This window comes from Bacillus sp. DTU_2020_1000418_1_SI_GHA_SEK_038 (genome assembly GCF_032341175.1).
Taxonomy (GTDB): Bacteria; Bacillota; Bacilli; order Bacillales; family Cytobacillaceae; genus Cytobacillus.
The window spans coordinates 3701410-3717829 of record NZ_CP135435.1; the positions used below are offsets into that span (position 1 = coordinate 3701410).

General features: G+C 39.1%; 17 protein-coding genes and 2 riboswitches. All 17 genes read right to left on the reverse strand.

Translation table 11 applies throughout. From position 1 onward, the window contains the following. Positions 1–60: 60 nt before the first annotated feature. Entirely contained in the window at positions 61–1458 is a 1398-nt protein-coding gene (sufB, locus tag RRV45_RS18510) for a Fe-S cluster assembly protein SufB (protein WP_315666127.1), read from the reverse strand. Positions 1459–1549: 91 nt separating this feature from the next. Beyond that, positions 1550–1981 carry a Fe-S cluster assembly sulfur transfer protein SufU gene (gene sufU, locus RRV45_RS18515; protein ID WP_315666128.1) on the reverse strand — a complete coding sequence of 144 codons (432 nt, stop codon included), beginning with the start codon at positions 1979–1981 and terminating at the stop codon, positions 1550–1552. Beyond that, a complete protein-coding gene (locus RRV45_RS18520; protein ID WP_315666129.1) occupies positions 1971–3200 on the reverse strand; it encodes a cysteine desulfurase in 1230 nt (409 codons plus the stop codon). The genes sufU and RRV45_RS18520 overlap by 11 nt, the downstream gene beginning before the upstream one ends. Further along, entirely contained in the window at positions 3200–4507 is a 1308-nt protein-coding gene (sufD, locus tag RRV45_RS18525) for a Fe-S cluster assembly protein SufD (protein ID WP_315666130.1), read from the reverse strand. The genes RRV45_RS18520 and sufD overlap by 1 nt, the downstream gene beginning before the upstream one ends. Before the next feature lie 18 nt (positions 4508–4525). Beyond that, positions 4526–5311, reverse strand: a complete 786-nt coding sequence (gene sufC, locus RRV45_RS18530; RefSeq protein WP_315666131.1) for a Fe-S cluster assembly ATPase SufC — start codon at positions 5309–5311, stop codon at positions 4526–4528. 328 nt (positions 5312–5639) lie between these two features. Beyond that, positions 5640–5834 carry a hypothetical protein gene (locus tag RRV45_RS18535; protein WP_315666132.1) on the reverse strand — a complete coding sequence of 65 codons (195 nt, stop codon included), beginning with the start codon at positions 5832–5834 and terminating at the stop codon, positions 5640–5642. Positions 5835–6081: 247 nt separating this feature from the next. Beyond that, a complete protein-coding gene (locus RRV45_RS18540) occupies positions 6082–6945 on the reverse strand; it encodes a MetQ/NlpA family ABC transporter substrate-binding protein (RefSeq protein ID WP_315666133.1) in 864 nt (287 codons plus the stop codon). Between the two features lie 12 nt (positions 6946–6957). Beyond that, a complete protein-coding gene (locus RRV45_RS18545) occupies positions 6958–7626 on the reverse strand; it encodes a methionine ABC transporter permease (RefSeq protein ID WP_315666134.1) in 669 nt (222 codons plus the stop codon). Further along, positions 7619–8650 carry a methionine ABC transporter ATP-binding protein gene (locus RRV45_RS18550; RefSeq protein ID WP_315666135.1) on the reverse strand — a complete coding sequence of 344 codons (1032 nt, stop codon included), beginning with the start codon at positions 8648–8650 and terminating at the stop codon, positions 7619–7621. The genes RRV45_RS18545 and RRV45_RS18550 overlap by 8 nt, the downstream gene beginning before the upstream one ends. Positions 8651–8776: 126 nt before the next feature. Next, positions 8777–8882, reverse strand: a riboswitch (SAM riboswitch). 144 nt (positions 8883–9026) lie between these two features. Next, entirely contained in the window at positions 9027–10343 is a 1317-nt protein-coding gene (locus RRV45_RS18555; protein WP_315666136.1) for an O-acetylhomoserine aminocarboxypropyltransferase/cysteine synthase family protein, read from the reverse strand. A 117-nt stretch (positions 10344–10460) separates the two neighbouring features. After that, positions 10461–10560, reverse strand: a riboswitch (SAM riboswitch). Between the two features lie 92 nt (positions 10561–10652). Beyond that, positions 10653–10982 (reverse strand): SCP2 sterol-binding domain-containing protein, encoded by a 330-nt coding sequence (locus RRV45_RS18560; protein ID WP_315666137.1) that lies wholly within the window; start codon positions 10980–10982, stop codon positions 10653–10655. Positions 10983–11252: 270 nt separating this feature from the next. Next, positions 11253–11561 (reverse strand): thioredoxin family protein, encoded by a 309-nt coding sequence (locus RRV45_RS18565; RefSeq protein ID WP_315666138.1) that lies wholly within the window; start codon positions 11559–11561, stop codon positions 11253–11255. A 6-nt stretch (positions 11562–11567) separates the two neighbouring features. Beyond that, positions 11568–11924, reverse strand: a complete 357-nt coding sequence (locus tag RRV45_RS18570; protein ID WP_315666139.1) for a toprim domain-containing protein — start codon at positions 11922–11924, stop codon at positions 11568–11570. A 284-nt stretch (positions 11925–12208) separates the two neighbouring features. Beyond that, positions 12209–12592, reverse strand: a complete 384-nt coding sequence (gene gcvH, locus RRV45_RS18575) for a glycine cleavage system protein GcvH (RefSeq protein WP_315666140.1) — start codon at positions 12590–12592, stop codon at positions 12209–12211. Between the two features lie 89 nt (positions 12593–12681). After that, on the reverse strand, positions 12682–13041 hold the full coding sequence (locus tag RRV45_RS18580) for an arsenate reductase family protein (RefSeq protein ID WP_315666141.1): 360 nt from the start codon (positions 13039–13041) through the stop codon (positions 12682–12684). Between the two features lie 237 nt (positions 13042–13278). Next, on the reverse strand, positions 13279–15063 hold the full coding sequence (locus RRV45_RS18585) for an acyl-CoA dehydrogenase family protein (protein WP_315666142.1): 1785 nt from the start codon (positions 15061–15063) through the stop codon (positions 13279–13281). 140 nt (positions 15064–15203) lie between these two features. Further along, positions 15204–16379, reverse strand: coding sequence for an acetyl-CoA C-acetyltransferase (locus RRV45_RS18590; RefSeq protein WP_315666143.1), 1176 nt, complete (start codon positions 16377–16379; stop codon positions 15204–15206). Between the last annotated feature and the right edge of the window lie 41 nt (positions 16380–16420).

Below are 16420 nucleotides of genomic sequence, written 5' to 3' on the forward strand. Positions count from 1 at the left end.
ACAATTTAGTTTTAAAAAATCCGCTCACCAAATTGGCAAGCGGATTTTCCTATTCATATATTAACCAATTGAACCTTCCATTTCGAACTTAATCAATCTGTTCATTTCAACCGCATATTCCATTGGAAGCTCTTTCGTAAATGGCTCGATGAAGCCCATTACGATCATTTCAGTTGCTTCTTCCTCGGAAATACCGCGGCTCATGAGATAGAATAATTGTTCTTCAGACACTTTAGAAACCTTTGCTTCGTGCTCTAAAGAGATGTTATCGTTCATGATTTCATTGTATGGAATTGTATCAGAAGTTGATTGATTATCCATAATTAACGTATCACACTCGATATTGGCACGTGCGCCATCAGCTTTACGGCCGAATTGAACGATTCCGCGGTATGTTACTTTACCGCCCTGTTTAGAGATCGATTTCGATACGATTGTTGAAGAAGTGTTTGGAGCAAGGTGAATCATTTTTGCTCCTGCGTCTTGGTGCTGACCTTTGCCTGCTAATGCGATGGAAAGTGTCATTCCACGAGCGCCTTCTCCTTTTAAAATAACTGCTGGGTATTTCATCGTTAATTTGGAACCGATATTTCCATCAATCCATTCCATTGTGGCATTCGCTTCACAAACAGCACGCTTTGTCACAAGGTTATACACGTTGTTTGCCCAGTTCTGGATCGTTGTATAGCGGCAATACGCATCCTTCTTAATGATGATTTCTACAACAGCACTGTGAAGAGAGTTTGTTGTATAAACAGGAGCTGTACAGCCCTCTACATAGTGAACATGTGCGCCTTCATCCACAATGATTAAAGTACGCTCAAACTGACCCATGTTTTCAGAGTTGATACGGAAATAAGCCTGTAATGGCGTTTCAACCTTAATTCCTTTAGGAACGTAGATGAAAGATCCGCCTGACCAAACAGCAGAGTTTAGAGCCGCAAACTTATTGTCTGTTGGAGGAATAACCTTCGCCCAATGCTCACGGAAGATGTCTTCATTTTCACGTAAAGCGGAATCCGTATCTTTAAATACGATCCCTTGTGCTACAAGATCTTCCTGCATGTTATGGTAAACAACCTCTGATTCGTATTGAGCAGAAACCCCTGCTAAATACTTTTGTTCCGCTTCTGGAATTCCAAGCTTATCAAACGTTTGCTTGATTTCTTCAGGAACTTCATCCCAAGAACGCTCAGTTTTTTCAGATGGTTTAACATAATACGTAATTTCATCAAAGTTTAATGACGCTAAATCTCCGCCCCATTGCGGCATAGGCATGTTGTAGAAATGCTCTAATGATTTCAAACGGAAGTCAAGCATCCATTGTGGCTCTTCCTTCATTTTTGAAATTTCTTCAACAATTTCTTTCGTCAAACCGCGTTTTGATCGGAAAATGGAAACGTCTTTGTCGGCAAAACCATATTTATAATCGCCGATTTCAGGCATCTTTTTTGCCATCGTCGTATTCCTCCATTCATTGCAATAGGAGAGGTAGATTCCCCTATTACAAATATATTTTAAGCCCAAGACATCTTGTTTAATAGCTATTTCAATTCTCTTTTAGGCCTTTTTCCATGGCCTTCCACGCTAAGGTTGCACATTTAATTCGTGCCGGAAATTTGGCAACACCCTGCAACGCTTCGATATCCCCGAGGTCTAAATCAACATCATATTCTTTTCCCTGCATAATATGTGAGAAAACCTCTGAAAGCTTCAATGCATCATCAATATTTAAGCCTTTTATTGCTTGAGTCATCATGGAAGCAGAAGACATGGAAATCGAGCAGCCTTCCCCTTCAAATTTTGCATCCACTACTTTTCCCTCATCTAACTTTAACGTTAACTGAATTCGGTCCCCGCATGTCGGGTTATTCATATTAATCGTTAGGCTATCATCTTCTAGGATCCCTCTATTACGGGGATTTTTGTAATGGTCCATGATTACTTGTCTGTATAGAGTATCTAAATTATTAGAAGACATCGCTGAAATACTCCTTTGTTTTGACAAGCCCTTTAACAAGCTTATCAATCTCTTCTTCTGTATTGTACAGATAGAAGCTTGCTCGCGCTGTCGCCGAAGCTTTCAGCCATTTCATTAGCGGCTGTGCACAATGATGGCCAGCACGGACAGCAATTCCTTCAGCATCCAATACAGTGGCAACGTCATGTGGATGAACATCATCAAGGTTAAAAGTTACAACACCCGTACGCTTCGATACTTCTTTCGGACCGTAAATCGTGATGCCTTCAACCTGTGACATTTTTTCCAATGCATAAGCTGCAAGCTTATGCTCATGAGCCTCAATATGATCTAAACCAATCTCTTGCAGAAAATCAATGGCAGCCCCTAATCCAATTGCTCCAGCGATAATCGGCGTACCGCCTTCGAACTTCCAAGGGAGTTCCTTCCAAGTTGATTCGTATAATCCGACAAAATCAATCATTTCCCCGCCAAATTCAATCGGTTCCATGTTCTCAAGAAATTGTTTTTTGCCATAAAGGACGCCAATACCTGTAGGGCCACACATTTTATGTCCTGATAATGCAAAGAAATCACAATCTAAATCTTGCACATCCACTTTTAAATGTGGTGCACTTTGTGCGCCATCCACAACCATGACTGCCCCATTTTCATGAGCAATTTTCGCAATTTCCTTAACTGGATTCACAACACCAAGTACATTGGAAACATGCATAATCGATACAATCTTCGTATTACTTGTAACGAGCTCTCTCACATCTTCTAGAGAAATCGTTTCATCCTCCTGAAGAGGTATATACTTCAAAATGGCACCTGTATGTTTCGCTACTTGCTGCCAAGGAATGATATTACTATGATGCTCCATATAGGAGATAACAATTTCATCGCCCTCTTTAAGGTTTGCTCTAGCATAGCTTGAAGCAACTAAGTTAAGGGCTGTTGTTGTTCCTCTAGTAAAAATAATTTCTTCCGTTGATTTCGCATTGATAAATTTACGTACCTTTTCTCTAGCACCTTCAAAGCCGTCAGTTGCTCTCGTTCCAAGCGTATGAACGCCTCTGTGTACATTAGAGTTATATTCACGATAATATTTATCTACCGCTTCAATAACCTGAACAGGCTTCTGTGATGTAGCAGCACTGTCCAGATAAACAAGCGGGTTCCCATTGACTTCCTGATGTAATATTGGAAATTGTTTGCGAATATCCTGGATATTCATTATCTTACTTTCCTTTCGATTACTTCCACAAGTTGCTTGCTAACTCCCTCAATCGGAAGTGCATTTACAACCGGTGCAAGGAATCCATGAATGACAAGACGCTCTGCTTCAGCCTTTGGAATTCCGCGGCTCATTAAATAATAGAGTTGAAGCGGATCTACACGTCCGACAGATGCTGCGTGTCCAGCTGTTACATCATCTTCATCGATTAATAAAATTGGGTTCGCATCTCCGCGAGCCTTTTCATTCAGCATAAGAACGCGAGATTCTTGTACTGCATTAGATTTAGATGCACCGTGCTCAATTTTTCCAATTCCGTTAAAGATGGATGTAGCAGAGTCCTTCATCACACCATGCTTTAAGATAAAGCCTTCTGTATTTTTTCCAAAATGAACAATGCTTGTTGTAAAGTTTTGCGTTTGATCTCCTCGACCAACTACAACTGTTTTCGTATCTCCGAATGAACCATCGCCCATTAAGTTTGTTACATTTTCATAGATCGTATTGCTATCATTCATTAATCCAAGAGCCCAATCAATACGAGCATCTCTTCCAGCAACACCACGGCGGTTTACATATCCAGTTAATCCTTTAGCTAGTGTATCAACTGCACCATATTGAACCTTGGCACCAGATTTAGCTAGAACCTCCGTTACGATATTAAATACCCCGCTAGCTGCTTCCATAGTGGATACATAGTTTTCAACATAAGTAACAGAGCTATTATCCTCAGCAACAACAATCACGTGATTGAAAAGAGTTGCCTTTTCATTATCATGAACAAAAACTGCCTGAATTGGTTTGGCAACCTCGACATTTTTTGGCACGTATAGGAAAACTCCGCCATTCACTAAAGCTGCATGTAAAGCAGTCAACTTATGCTCATCTGCTTTAACGCCTTCAGTCATAAAATATTTTTGGAGTAAATCACTATGCTCTCTCGCTGCTGTAAAGATGTCAGTGAAAATAACACCCTTATCCTGCAGTTCTTTTGAAACAGAAATATATGTTGGTCTATTGTTACGCTGAATATATAAATTTTGTTCAGCAGCTTCAAGCTCAATTAATGTTTTCACATCTTCCGGAAGCTCATTTAAAGAAGTGTAGTCTTCACTGCCTACAATATGCTGCTCAAACTGTGTTAAGTTCCAGTTTTTTATACTCGTTTTATCAGGTTTTGGCATTGGCAGATTTTCAGAGTTTTCAAGGGCTTGCAAGCGAAACTCTGTCAGCCATGCTGGTTCACCCATATCTTTTGAGAAGGAGCTTACATACTCCTTACCAAATAATTTTGTTTCTGTCGACATAAAGGATCCTCCTAACAATTACGCTTCTTGGCCAACCGTTTCATCTTCAATACCTAGCTCTTGCTTAATCCAGTCATAACCTTCTGCCTCAAGGCGCTGTGCTAGCTCAGGACCTCCTGATTTTACAATGCGTCCTTGCATCATAACATGTACAAAGTCTGGAGTGATGTAGTTCAGAAGACGTTGGTAGTGTGTAATAATTAAGCAGCCGAAATCTTCTCCACGCATTTTATTGATTCCATTAGAAACAACCTTTAATGCGTCAATATCAAGACCTGAATCGATTTCGTCTAAGATAGCAATCTTAGGCTCTAGCATCATAAGCTGAAGAATTTCATTACGTTTCTTTTCTCCGCCAGAGAATCCTTCATTTAAATAACGCTGTGCCATATCCGGATCCATTTCAAGGAATTCCATTTGGCTGTCCATTTTACGAATGAACTTCATTAAAGAAATTTCATTTCCCTCTTCTTGACGGCTATTAATAGCTGAACGTAAAAAGTCTGCATTCGTCACACCATTAATCTCACTAGGATATTGCATAGCTAAGAATAGGCCTGCACGTGCACGCTCATCTACTTCCATTTCAAGAACATCTTCATCATCTAAAGTAACGCTTCCTTTTGTTACTTCATATTTTGGATGACCCATAATTGCAGAGGAAAGTGTAGATTTACCCGTTCCGTTAGGTCCCATGACAGCGTGGATTTCTCCGCCCTTAATTTCAAGGTTTACCCCTTTTAATATTTCTTTGCCTTCAATCTCAACATGAAGATCATTAATTGTTAATTTAGAACCTGCCATTACAATACCTCCATCAATAAAAGAAGATTTTATCTTACGGCAAAGTGCCGCAACCCTCTATTCTCATTTTATTCTCATTACAATCTTATAACAAATGAAAAGTATTAGCAACTCTTTCAATCAGTTAACACTCTCTAGATGGTGTAAACCTAATACTATTTTTTAAGGTGAAAGAACTACTATTTTTCGATTCCACTTATTAATGTTACCCTTAACCATTATGTTCATGTACAAATGAAATTGCCATGCTTTTTCGCACTTATTTGTAAAAAAAGAGGATCAGCAACAAATACTGACCCCCCTTTTCTTCATTAATATATGTTTTAATCTAAGAATGAATCTTTCTTTCAAAATCTGCGAGCATGCGCTGACTCTTTACATATTCTTCCTGACGCTTTTTTTCAACCTTCAGTCTTACATCGTGTTTTTGGCTATACAATGCATATCCGACTCCATGGGCACCGCGCATTGCTTTCTCCATACAGCTCGTATAATTTAAATGCAGCTGGTTAATAAAAACCAATCCTTTCATCTTTCACGGATTTATAATTCACGTTAAGATTTTACACCGATATTTCCCGAAATACAAAAGGCAAAATCAAGAAATTTTTATCGAAAATAGTTGATAGGCGGCGATTAAAACGCTTACATCCTTTTCATACTTAAAATATTGTGGTCATACGCTTTAATTTTATTATCCGTTCATTTTTTCAAAAATAAGCAATAAAAAAACTCGCCTATCAGCGAGTTTTTTCCAATTACATTTATTATTAGAATGCAGGAACAACTGCACCCTCATATTTCTCAAGAATAAAGTTTTTAATATCCTCAGAGTGAAGGACTTCTAAAAGAGCTTTAATAGCATCAGTATTTTCATCACCATTACGTACAGTAATAATATTTACATATGGGGACTCACTGCCTTCGATAGCAATTGAATCCTCTAATGGATTTAAGCCTGCGTCAATCGCGAAGTTTGAGTTAATGACAACAGCATCACCTTCATTGTTGTTGAAAATTTGCGGTAATAATGAAGGCTCATAATCTGTATCAAATTGAACATTCTTTGGATTTTCAACAATGTCTTCGATTGTAGCTGCAGATTTATCAACGCCTTCTTTTAACTTTAAAAGACCTTCAGCTTCAAGAATAGCAAGGACACGGCCGTGGTCAGCTACTGAGTTACTAATAATAATATGTGCATTTTCAGGAAGTTCACTTAGATCTTTATATTTTTTAGAATAAACACCCATTGGCTCAATATGAACTCCGCCTGCATTAACAAAATCATAGTTATTTTCTTTAATTTGCAGCTCAAGATACGGAATATGCTGGAAGTAGTTTGCATCAATTTCTTTTGATTCTAAAGCTTTGTTAGGTAGAACATAATCCTGGAATGGGATAATTTCTAAATCAAACCCTTTTTCTTTTAAAAGAGGCTTTGCTTCTTCAAGAATTTCAGCATGCGGAACATTGGAAGCTCCAACTTTTAATGTTTTTACTTCTTCTGTTTTCTCGTCTTTCCCTGCATCACTTGCATTGCCGCTGTCTTTTTCTTCATTTTTTGTACCACATGCAGCAAGCACAAGTACTAAAGCAAATGTTAGTAAAAGTGATAACCATGTTTTTTTCATTTTAATCTCCCCTTATCGTTTGTCTAATTTATTTGTTATTAAATCACCAATAAATTGGATGATAAATACAATGATCAAAATAATGATTGTTGCCATAAGCGTTACGTCATTTCTCGTTCTTTGGAAACCTTCCAGATAAGCCAAGTTCCCAAGACCGCCAGCACCGATAACACCAGCCATCGCGGTATAACCTACTAAAGCAATTGCCGTAACGGTAATCCCTGAAACGAGTGCAGGCATCGATTCTGGTAATAGGACCTTAAAGATAATTGTGCTTGTTTTGGCACCCATTGATTTGGCTGCTTCAATAACACCTTTATCAATTTCCCTTAACCCAATTTCTACCATTCTTGCATAAAATGGCGCTGCCCCAATGATTAGTGCAGGTAGTGCCGCATTTTCACCTATCATCGACCCAATTAAGAAAATAGTAAATGGAATTAATAGCACAATTAAGATTAGGAAGGGAATGGATCTAAAAATGTTAACAATAGCACTGATAATTTTATTAATAAAATTATTCTCCCAAATATTGCCCTTCGAAGTTAGAAAAAGTAATAGACCTAGAATAATGCCAAGAATGAAAGTAGCAATGACCGAAATGCTCGTCATATATAATGTTTCTACAGTTGCTTCCCACATCTTATCCCATTTAACATTCGGAAACCATTCACTAAGCATTCGAAATCACCTCCACCCCGACCTGCTTGGCCTTGATGAAATCAATTGCTTTTAAAATTTCAGGCTTCTCCCCATCTAAATGGATAAAAAGTGTTCCATAAGAACCGTTTTGCGTTTGTGATATTTTCCCGTGAAGAATATTAACGGTTATATTAAAATCACGAATTAGATTCGTTATTAACGGCTGCTCAACGGACTTACCAACAAAGCTTAATTGGACAATTTGCCCGTGTGGATATAATTGAGTAATTTGTTCAATCGTTTCCTTCGTTTCATCTGGATCAGACTCTGTTATTTGATGAACGAAGCGCTTTGTAATTTGCTGCTGCGGATTTTTGAACACATCGATAACTGGTCCCAGCTCGACAATTCTTCCCTCTTCCATTACAGCCACGCGATGACAGATTTTACGGATAACCTGCATTTCATGTGTGATGAGCACAATCGTTAAACCTAGACGCTCATTAATATCCACTAATAATTCTAGGATGGAATTAGTTGTTTCTGGATCTAATGCAGATGTGGCTTCGTCACATAACAACACTTTCGGGTTGTTTGCCAATGCTCTGGCAATTCCGACACGCTGTTTTTGCCCTCCGCTCAGCTGAGAGGGATAAGCATCCTCTCTTCCATCGAGACCAACAAGCTTAATGAGTTCATCCACACGTTTTAATCGTTCCTCTTTGGCAACACCCGCAATTTCAAGTGGAAATGCAATATTTTGCCGAACAGTTCTAGACCAAAGCAGGTTGAAATGCTGGAATATCATACTGATATCCTGTCTAGCTTTCCTTAAGTTCTTGCCTTTTATATGTGAAACTTCATTATTAGCTACAACAACATTTCCGCTTGATGGTATTTCAAGTCCATTTAGCATGCGGATTAATGTACTTTTCCCAGCACCGCTATAGCCAATAACACCAAAGATTTCTCCCTCGTTAACTTCTAAATTAACGTTGTCTACTGCGGTGACTTGACCCTGCTTAGAAGCATATATCTTTTGTACATTTTTGATTGAGATCATAATTGCTCACCCTCTCTAAATCCCATTTACAATATCATAATAGATGAATAAAGAGAAATAGTAATGCTATAAAAAAGAAAAATGCCTTTCTGTTATGAGCAGAAAGGCATAATGAATTTATCCTTCCCCTCATCTTCCAAAGCAAATCTGCTTTGTGTGAATTGGCACCATTTCATAAAATGACGGTTGCCGGGTTTCATCGGGCACATCCCTCCACCTCTCTTGATAAGAGCATTACATCTATATTCAATTAACACTTTACTTTAATTAAGCATTCTTATATTCACGATTGATATCGTATCATGGGATAAAGATAGCGTCAACGGTAAAAATTTGGAATTATATATCTTTTTACTCATGAAAAAACCTTAATTAATTATTCTTTTACTAATAGCGAGGCAATCCCTGTTGCTGCCTCAATTGCTTGCTCTAAATCTTCAATAAGGTCCTCAGCATTTTCAATTCCGATTGATAGACGAACTAGATCCTCAGGAACACCTGCAGCCTTCAGCCCTTCTGTATCAAGCTGCTGATGCGTTGTACTTGCCGGGTGAATAACTAAGCTTTTCGCATCGCCAACGTTTGCAACATGTGCCCACAGCTCAAGATTATTAATGAAAGCCGCTCCTGCTTCTCTTCCGCCTTCGATTCCAAATACGACTACAGAACCTGCGCCCTTCGGCAAATACTTATCCGCTAATACTTTATCCGGATGATTGTCACTTCCAGGATACAGGACCCAATTAATAGCTGGATGAGCTTCTAAGTACTCTACTACTTTCTTAGTATTGGCAATATGCTCCTTCATCCGCACATGAAGTGTTTCAAGTCCAAGTGTAAATTGGAAGGCATTTTGCGGGCTTAATGCAGGACCAAAGTCTCTAAGAAGTTGAACTCTAGCTTTAATAATATAGGCAACCGCACCTAATGCCTCACTATACACAAGGTTATTGTAGCTTGGGTCTGGCTGAGTGAATCCAGGGAACTTAGGAGAATTCCAATCGAACTTTCCGCCGTCTACAATGATTCCTCCAGTTGTTGTTCCATTTCCCAGCAGCCATTTTGTAGCGGAGTGGACGACAATATCTGCTCCGTATTCTATCGGTCTGCATAAATATGGAGTCGCGAATGTATTATCAATAATTAGTGGAACCCCATTCTCATGTGAGATTTCCGCTACCTTTTCGATATCTAACACCTTTAAGCTTGGGTTTCCAATCGTTTCAGCAAAGACAGCCTTCGTTTTTTCCGTAATGGCATTTCGGAAGTTTTCAGGATCTTCGGGATCTACAAATTTCACTTTAATGCCGTATTTCGGCAATGTCACAGCAAACAGATTATAAGTTCCCCCGTATAGGTTAGAGGCTGAAACAATTTCATCCCCAGATTCAGCAATATTCAGAATCGCTAGTGTAATGGCGGCCATTCCGCTAGCAACCGCTAAGGCACCAACTCCCCCTTCTAACAGGGCAACTCTTTCTTCAAAGACTGTAGTAGTTGGGTTGTGAATACGAGTATAAATGTACCCAGATTCCTTCAAGCCAAATAAATTAGCTGCATGTTCCGTGTCTTTAAATTGGTAAGCATTGTTTTGGTAAATTGGCACAGCTCTTGCTCCTGTTACAGGATCCGGCTGTAATCCCCCATGTACACCTAATGTTTCAAATCGATAGTTTTTTTGTTTTTCTGACATGTTTCTTCTCTCCTTTTTAATCTGCAATAGTTTGCATTTTTTTGATTTGCTGATTCCTTTTGCTTAAAAGAAGAATTTAAAAAACCCTCTTCGCAAGAAGAGGGTTGATATCATCTCTTCTTATCTATCAGAGCAAATGCTCTGCTGGAATTGGCACCGCGTAAATACCGGTTGCCGGGCTTCGTAGGGCCAGTCCCTCCACCTCTCTTGATAAGAATATTTAATTGTAATGATCAAGTTATTAAAGTGATACTATCATATAGATTTTATGCAGTCAAGGTATATTTTAGAAATTTCAGATTTAAATAATTATTTTTTACAGAGAAAGAAAAGAGATTCTAACAGTAATAGCCTACGGAATGTCGAGTCAACGGATACCTTCTTCCACCTTATCGCCTCTCTCAACTTTTCTCTTCCCGTTAAAATGGCATGAATACTTTCTTTAGATCCTGAAATGATTGCATCAAATTGTTGTTTCTGATCGTCAGAATTAATGGAAATATGGCCTTCCCGAAATATTAATGGAATCTCTAAATCTCCGGATTTTATACAAATTGAAAAAGAGGAGTCTGCCAGCAATGTCTGTAAATGCGACTTACTCTTAACTTCTTCAATAAAAACAACTGCCATATTTTCCATTTCCTTCACCTCTAAAAACGAACAGATTATTTTTCTTCAGTATCTACATTCAACATAAGCAAGGACATCCCTCTTATTACTGTTCGACAAGATAAAAGCAAAAAAAAGACAATGCCTCGACTATTTTCAGCATTGTCTTTCATTTCCCGAGAAATACAACTTTTATTTTCATATATTAAACCGTTTTTATGGTGGATACTTCTTTTTTTGTCTTATTATGGTTTATGAAAAACTAAATAATAAAATGCCAGGTGTTATTAACCTGACATTTTAAAGGAAACTTTTCATTTTATCTAGTAGGTAGGGAACTGAGTGGAAAGCGTATATTTTTTCTTGGATATTTCCATCTTTTACGATAATGAGGCAAGGCACACTTTCTATCCCAAGCACCTCGGAAAAAGCAGACAAATAATTTAAATCGGCTTTCCCAATTGGCTGTTCGGGCATAAGTTCTTCTATTACCGAAAGCATTTTACTCGCTAGCTGACACGTTCCGCATAATGGGGTGTACAGATATAGGAAGCCTGATTTATTTTTATTGAAAAGCTGTTCAATTTCCTCCCGCGAAAGTTCTTGCAATGATTCTCATCCTTTATCCAAAAACTCTGTGTATACGTCTATATTGGCAGATAATAACACGGTGGCCAAATGATGTTCTGGAGCCGTAGCAACTTCGCGATACATACGATCGATATAAAGGTGCTCAGCCTCGGGAAATTCTCGTTTAAATTGTTTCCGAAGCTTTTCTCCTGCTGCATCTGCATCAACCAATATAAAAACATCTTTATCATAAAGCATATCGATCAATTCATCCAGTTTTGTGACGCCGATCGTTCCGTTCGTGCAAATAATCTCAACAGGCTCACTTACTATCGCCTGTACCTTTCTTTTATCTGTCGTACCCTCTACAATAATAACCTTTTCCGTTACCGCCTCATCCATTATAATCACCTGAGCTGAGTTGTAGTTTTACCCATAGGGCTAATAAATCTCCTTAACAAGGAGGTTTTATATACCATACCATATTCAATATTCTTGATGTTGGTGTTGGACTCCTGCTTTTTATATTTATTATGAGTTTGGCACATGTCTTTATGCTTTTTATACTCAACGGGTTATTATTTACAGAGCTAAAAATGAAAAGAGAGCTTCCATAATACGGAAACCCCTCTCATTTCTATGCAAACAGACCTATGTAAACTGTCTAAATGCAAACTAAATATTAATTAGTCTTCTTTAACCATTTCTTCATATTGTTCAGCTGTCATTAAGTTATCAAGTTCGCTAGTATTTGAAAGCTCAACAACAATCATCCATGCTTTTTCGTATGGAGATTCGTTTACGAACTCAGGATTATCGCTTAAATCTTCATTTACAGCGACAACCTTTCCGCTTACTGGTGAGTAAAGCTCAGATACTGTTTTAACAGACTCTACGCTTCCGAAAGGCTCGTCCGCAGTTACTTCGTCTCCAACTTCTGGAAGCTCAACGAAAACGATATCTCCAAGCTCTGATTGAGCAAAGTCAGTAATTCCAATACGTACTTGCTCGCCTTCTGTTTTTACCCACTCATGCTCTTCTGAATAACGTAATTCTTTTGGTGTGTTCATTTTAACCCCTCCATTATTATTCTTAATTGATCGTAAAATCGATCTCTTCCTTCATCATGACAAAAACAAGGACGTTTTTCAATCCTTTTTTAAACAAGCCATGCTTTTTCATAATCCTCTTCCTTAAAACCAACGGTAACCTTTTGGCCATCAGAAAGAATTGGACGCTTAATAAGCATTCCATCGGTAGCCAGCAAATCAAGCAACTCATCATCAGACAAAGTTTTGACCTTATCCTTTAAACCGAGTTCACGGTATTTCATGCCGCTCGTGTTAAAGAATTTTTTTATGTCCAAACCGCTCTTTTGGTAAAGGTCCTCAAGATCGCTGCGGGAAGGAGGATTATCAGCAATATGTACAGCCTCATAGGGTAATTGGTGATCATCTAACCACTTCTTAGCTTTTCGGCAAGTACCACATTTCGGATACAAATAAAATGTTAAAGCCATTTTTTCACCACCAAAATTATCATTCCAATATTTTCACACGTTAATCAAATACTACCATATTTTTTTTAGTAATCATAACTTTGGCTACGAAATGGTTAATTCGACAGTTTCCTCCATAGTCCTTCTTTAATAGAGAATTATTTTTAAACTATTTAATATGTTGATTTATTACCAACTAGCATAGGGTCTGACACTATCGCTAGAAGCGATTGCGCCAAACCCATTAATATTTTTTTCCTATGATACAAAACGCTCGGCTTCAATTAATTTTTCAGCTGCTTCACGTTTCTTCGCGATCACATTAATTGGTGTGTGGCGGGTAAATTTACGCAGAGCTGAAATCATCATTCTTAAAGCATCACCAGTTTCAACAGCCACAAGGGTTTCTTTTGCATCCTGTTCAATTTTATTAAAGGCTTCCTGACAGAAGATTTGCGTATAAAGAAGCTTTTGCTTGCTCTTCTCTAAGCCTGCTTTTTCAATGGCTTTCTCTGTACGAAGAACAGCTGATTCCATAGCATAAGCATTTGAAATAATGTCTGCGATATTAACTAGTACCTCTTGTTCTTTTTCTAAAGCCTTGCCATATTTTTGAGCCGCTAATCCTGCAGCAAGCAAGCCAATTTTCTTCGCATTTTTCACTAAATATTTCTCTTGAGCTAGTGGCTCATCACCCGGTTCTTCAGGCATAAGCATCATGAGCTCTTCTTGCAGAGCCATAGCTTTTTCAAATAATGGCAGTTCGCCCTTGAAAGCTTTACGGATATAGGTGCCAGGAACTAATAGACGGTTAATTTCATTTGTTCCTTCGAAAATGCGGTTAATACGGGAATCACGGTATGCTCTTTCAATTTCGTATTCAGCCATGAATCCGTAGCCGCCATGAATTTGAACGCCTTCATCCACTACATAATCAAGGACTTCTGTAGAGAAGAATTTATTTAATGAGCATTCGATTGCATATTCCGCAATGGATTTCGCTACTTCCTTGCCATCCTTAACTTCCTCTTCTGATAACTTGCTCATGCGGTCCTCAAACAGGCCAACCGTACGGTAAACAGAGCTTTCTGCAGCATAAATCTGGGAAGCCATTGTCCCGAACTTTTCCTTTGTCAAATTAAATTGAGAAATTGGCGTTTTGAACTGCTGGCGCTGATTTGCATACTGAACTGTAATTTCAAATGCTCGTTTCGAGCCTCCAACAGCCCCAACCCCTAATTTATAACGGCCGATGTTTAAAATGTTAAAAGCGATAATATGGCCTCTGCCTAGCTCACCTAGTAAGTTTTCCTTCGGCACAAGTGCATCTTCAAGAATTAAAGTGCGAGTAGACGAGCTCTTAATTCCCATTTTCTTTTCTTCCGGACCGACAGATACCCCTGGAAATTTTCTTTCTACGATAAAGGCTGAGAAATGCTCCCCGTCCACTTTTGCATAAACAACAAATACGTCAGCAAATGCAGAATTCGTAATCCATTGCTTTTCACCGTTTAGAACATAATGGGTGCCTTCCGCATTTAATTTAGCTGTTGTTCGTGCACCAAGTGCATCTGAACCTGAGCCAGGTTCTGTTAAAGCGTAGGCCGCTAACTTTTCACCGGTAGCTAAGGACGGTAAATATTGCTGCTTTTGCTCTTCAGTACCGAAAAGAACGATTGGAAGGGATCCAATTCCTACATGTGCCCCGTGGGAGATAGAGAAACCGCCCGCACGAGCCATTTTTTCAGCGATGAGCGCCGAGCTTACTTTATCTAACGCTAAACCGCCGTATTCTTCAGGAACGTCAGCACCTAGAAGACCAAGATCTCCCGCTTGCTTTAATAATTTGACTGAACGATCAAATTCATGATTTTCTAAATGCTCTACTTCTGGAAGAACTTCATTTATTACGAATTCCTCTGTCGTTTTAGCAATCATTTTATGCTCATCTGTGTAATCCTCAGGTGTGAATACGCGATCAGCGGAAATATCCTCGATTAAAAAGCTTCCACCCTTAATTAGTTTATCTGTTTGGTTCGACATGATTATCTTCCTCCATTCAATTATCAATTGACTGTTTTGTTATATAATGGCCTTTGATTCTAAGAATCGGACTGAAGGGGATTTAGAACACTTTACACGGCCTCCAGACAATGAAAATCACTATGAATGATGTTATGTTCCTATAGGAGTTCGAATACTCCTGCTGCGCCCATTCCTCCGCCGATGCACATGGTAACGATGCCGAATTGCTGATTGCGGCGTTTCATTTCATGGATGAGTGAAAGAGTTAGTTTTGCTCCTGTACAGCCTAGCGGATGACCTAGAGCAATTGCGCCGCCGTTTACGTTAACCTTTTCTTCATCTAATCCCAGCTCACGAATAATCTGAATGGACTGAGATGCAAATGCTTCATTTAGTTCAAATAACCCTATATCTGAAAGTTCAAGTCCCGCTAGTTTTAACGCTTTAGGAATAGCGACAATTGGGCCAATTCCCATAATTTCAGGAGGCACTCCGCCAACTGCGAATGATCTGAATTTCGCCATTGGCTTTAAGCCAATTGATTCTGCTTTTTCACGATCCATAACCATGACTGCTGCTGCCCCATCACTAGTTTGGGATGAATTCCCTGCAGTTACTGTTCCTGTAACAGAAAAAGCTGGACGAAGCTTAGCCAAGGTTTCAAGCGTAGAATCCGCTCTTACACCTTCATCTTGACTGAACGTAATCATTTTTTCGATCAATTTATTGTCTTTACCAACTGATCGCAAAGTTACGTCAACAGGAACGATTTCATCTATAAACTTTCCTTCTTGAATCGCTATGGCTGCTCTTTGATGGCTTCGAACAGCAAAAGCATCCTGGTCTTCGCGGGAGATACCGTATTTTTTCGCAACCTCTTCAGCTGTGTGCCCCATCCCCATATAATACTCAGGGGCTGTTTCTGCTAACTTAATGTTCGGACGAGTCACATGGCCCATCATCGGGACAAGGCTCATGGACTCAGCTCCACCGGCAATGATTGTATCCGCATGTCCGATCATAATTTTCTCAGCTGCATAAGCAATGGATTGTAAGCCTGATGAACAGTAGCGATTAATTGTAATCGCCGGAACTGTATGAGGAAGGCCAGCCAATGCCCCAATATTTCGAGCCATATTTAAGCCCTGCTCTGCTTCGGGCATGGCACATCCAATAATTAAGTCATCGATATTTTCTTCATAATTTCCTGCTCGCTTTAACGTTTCCTGCACAACGAGGGCACCTAAATCATCCGGTCTTACATTGGCGAGCGTCCCTTTCTTTGCCTTGCCAACCGGAGTACGGGCTCCTGCAACGATAACCGCTTCTTTCATTGTATTCCCTCTCTTTCCTTTTATTAAAAATCAAACCTATT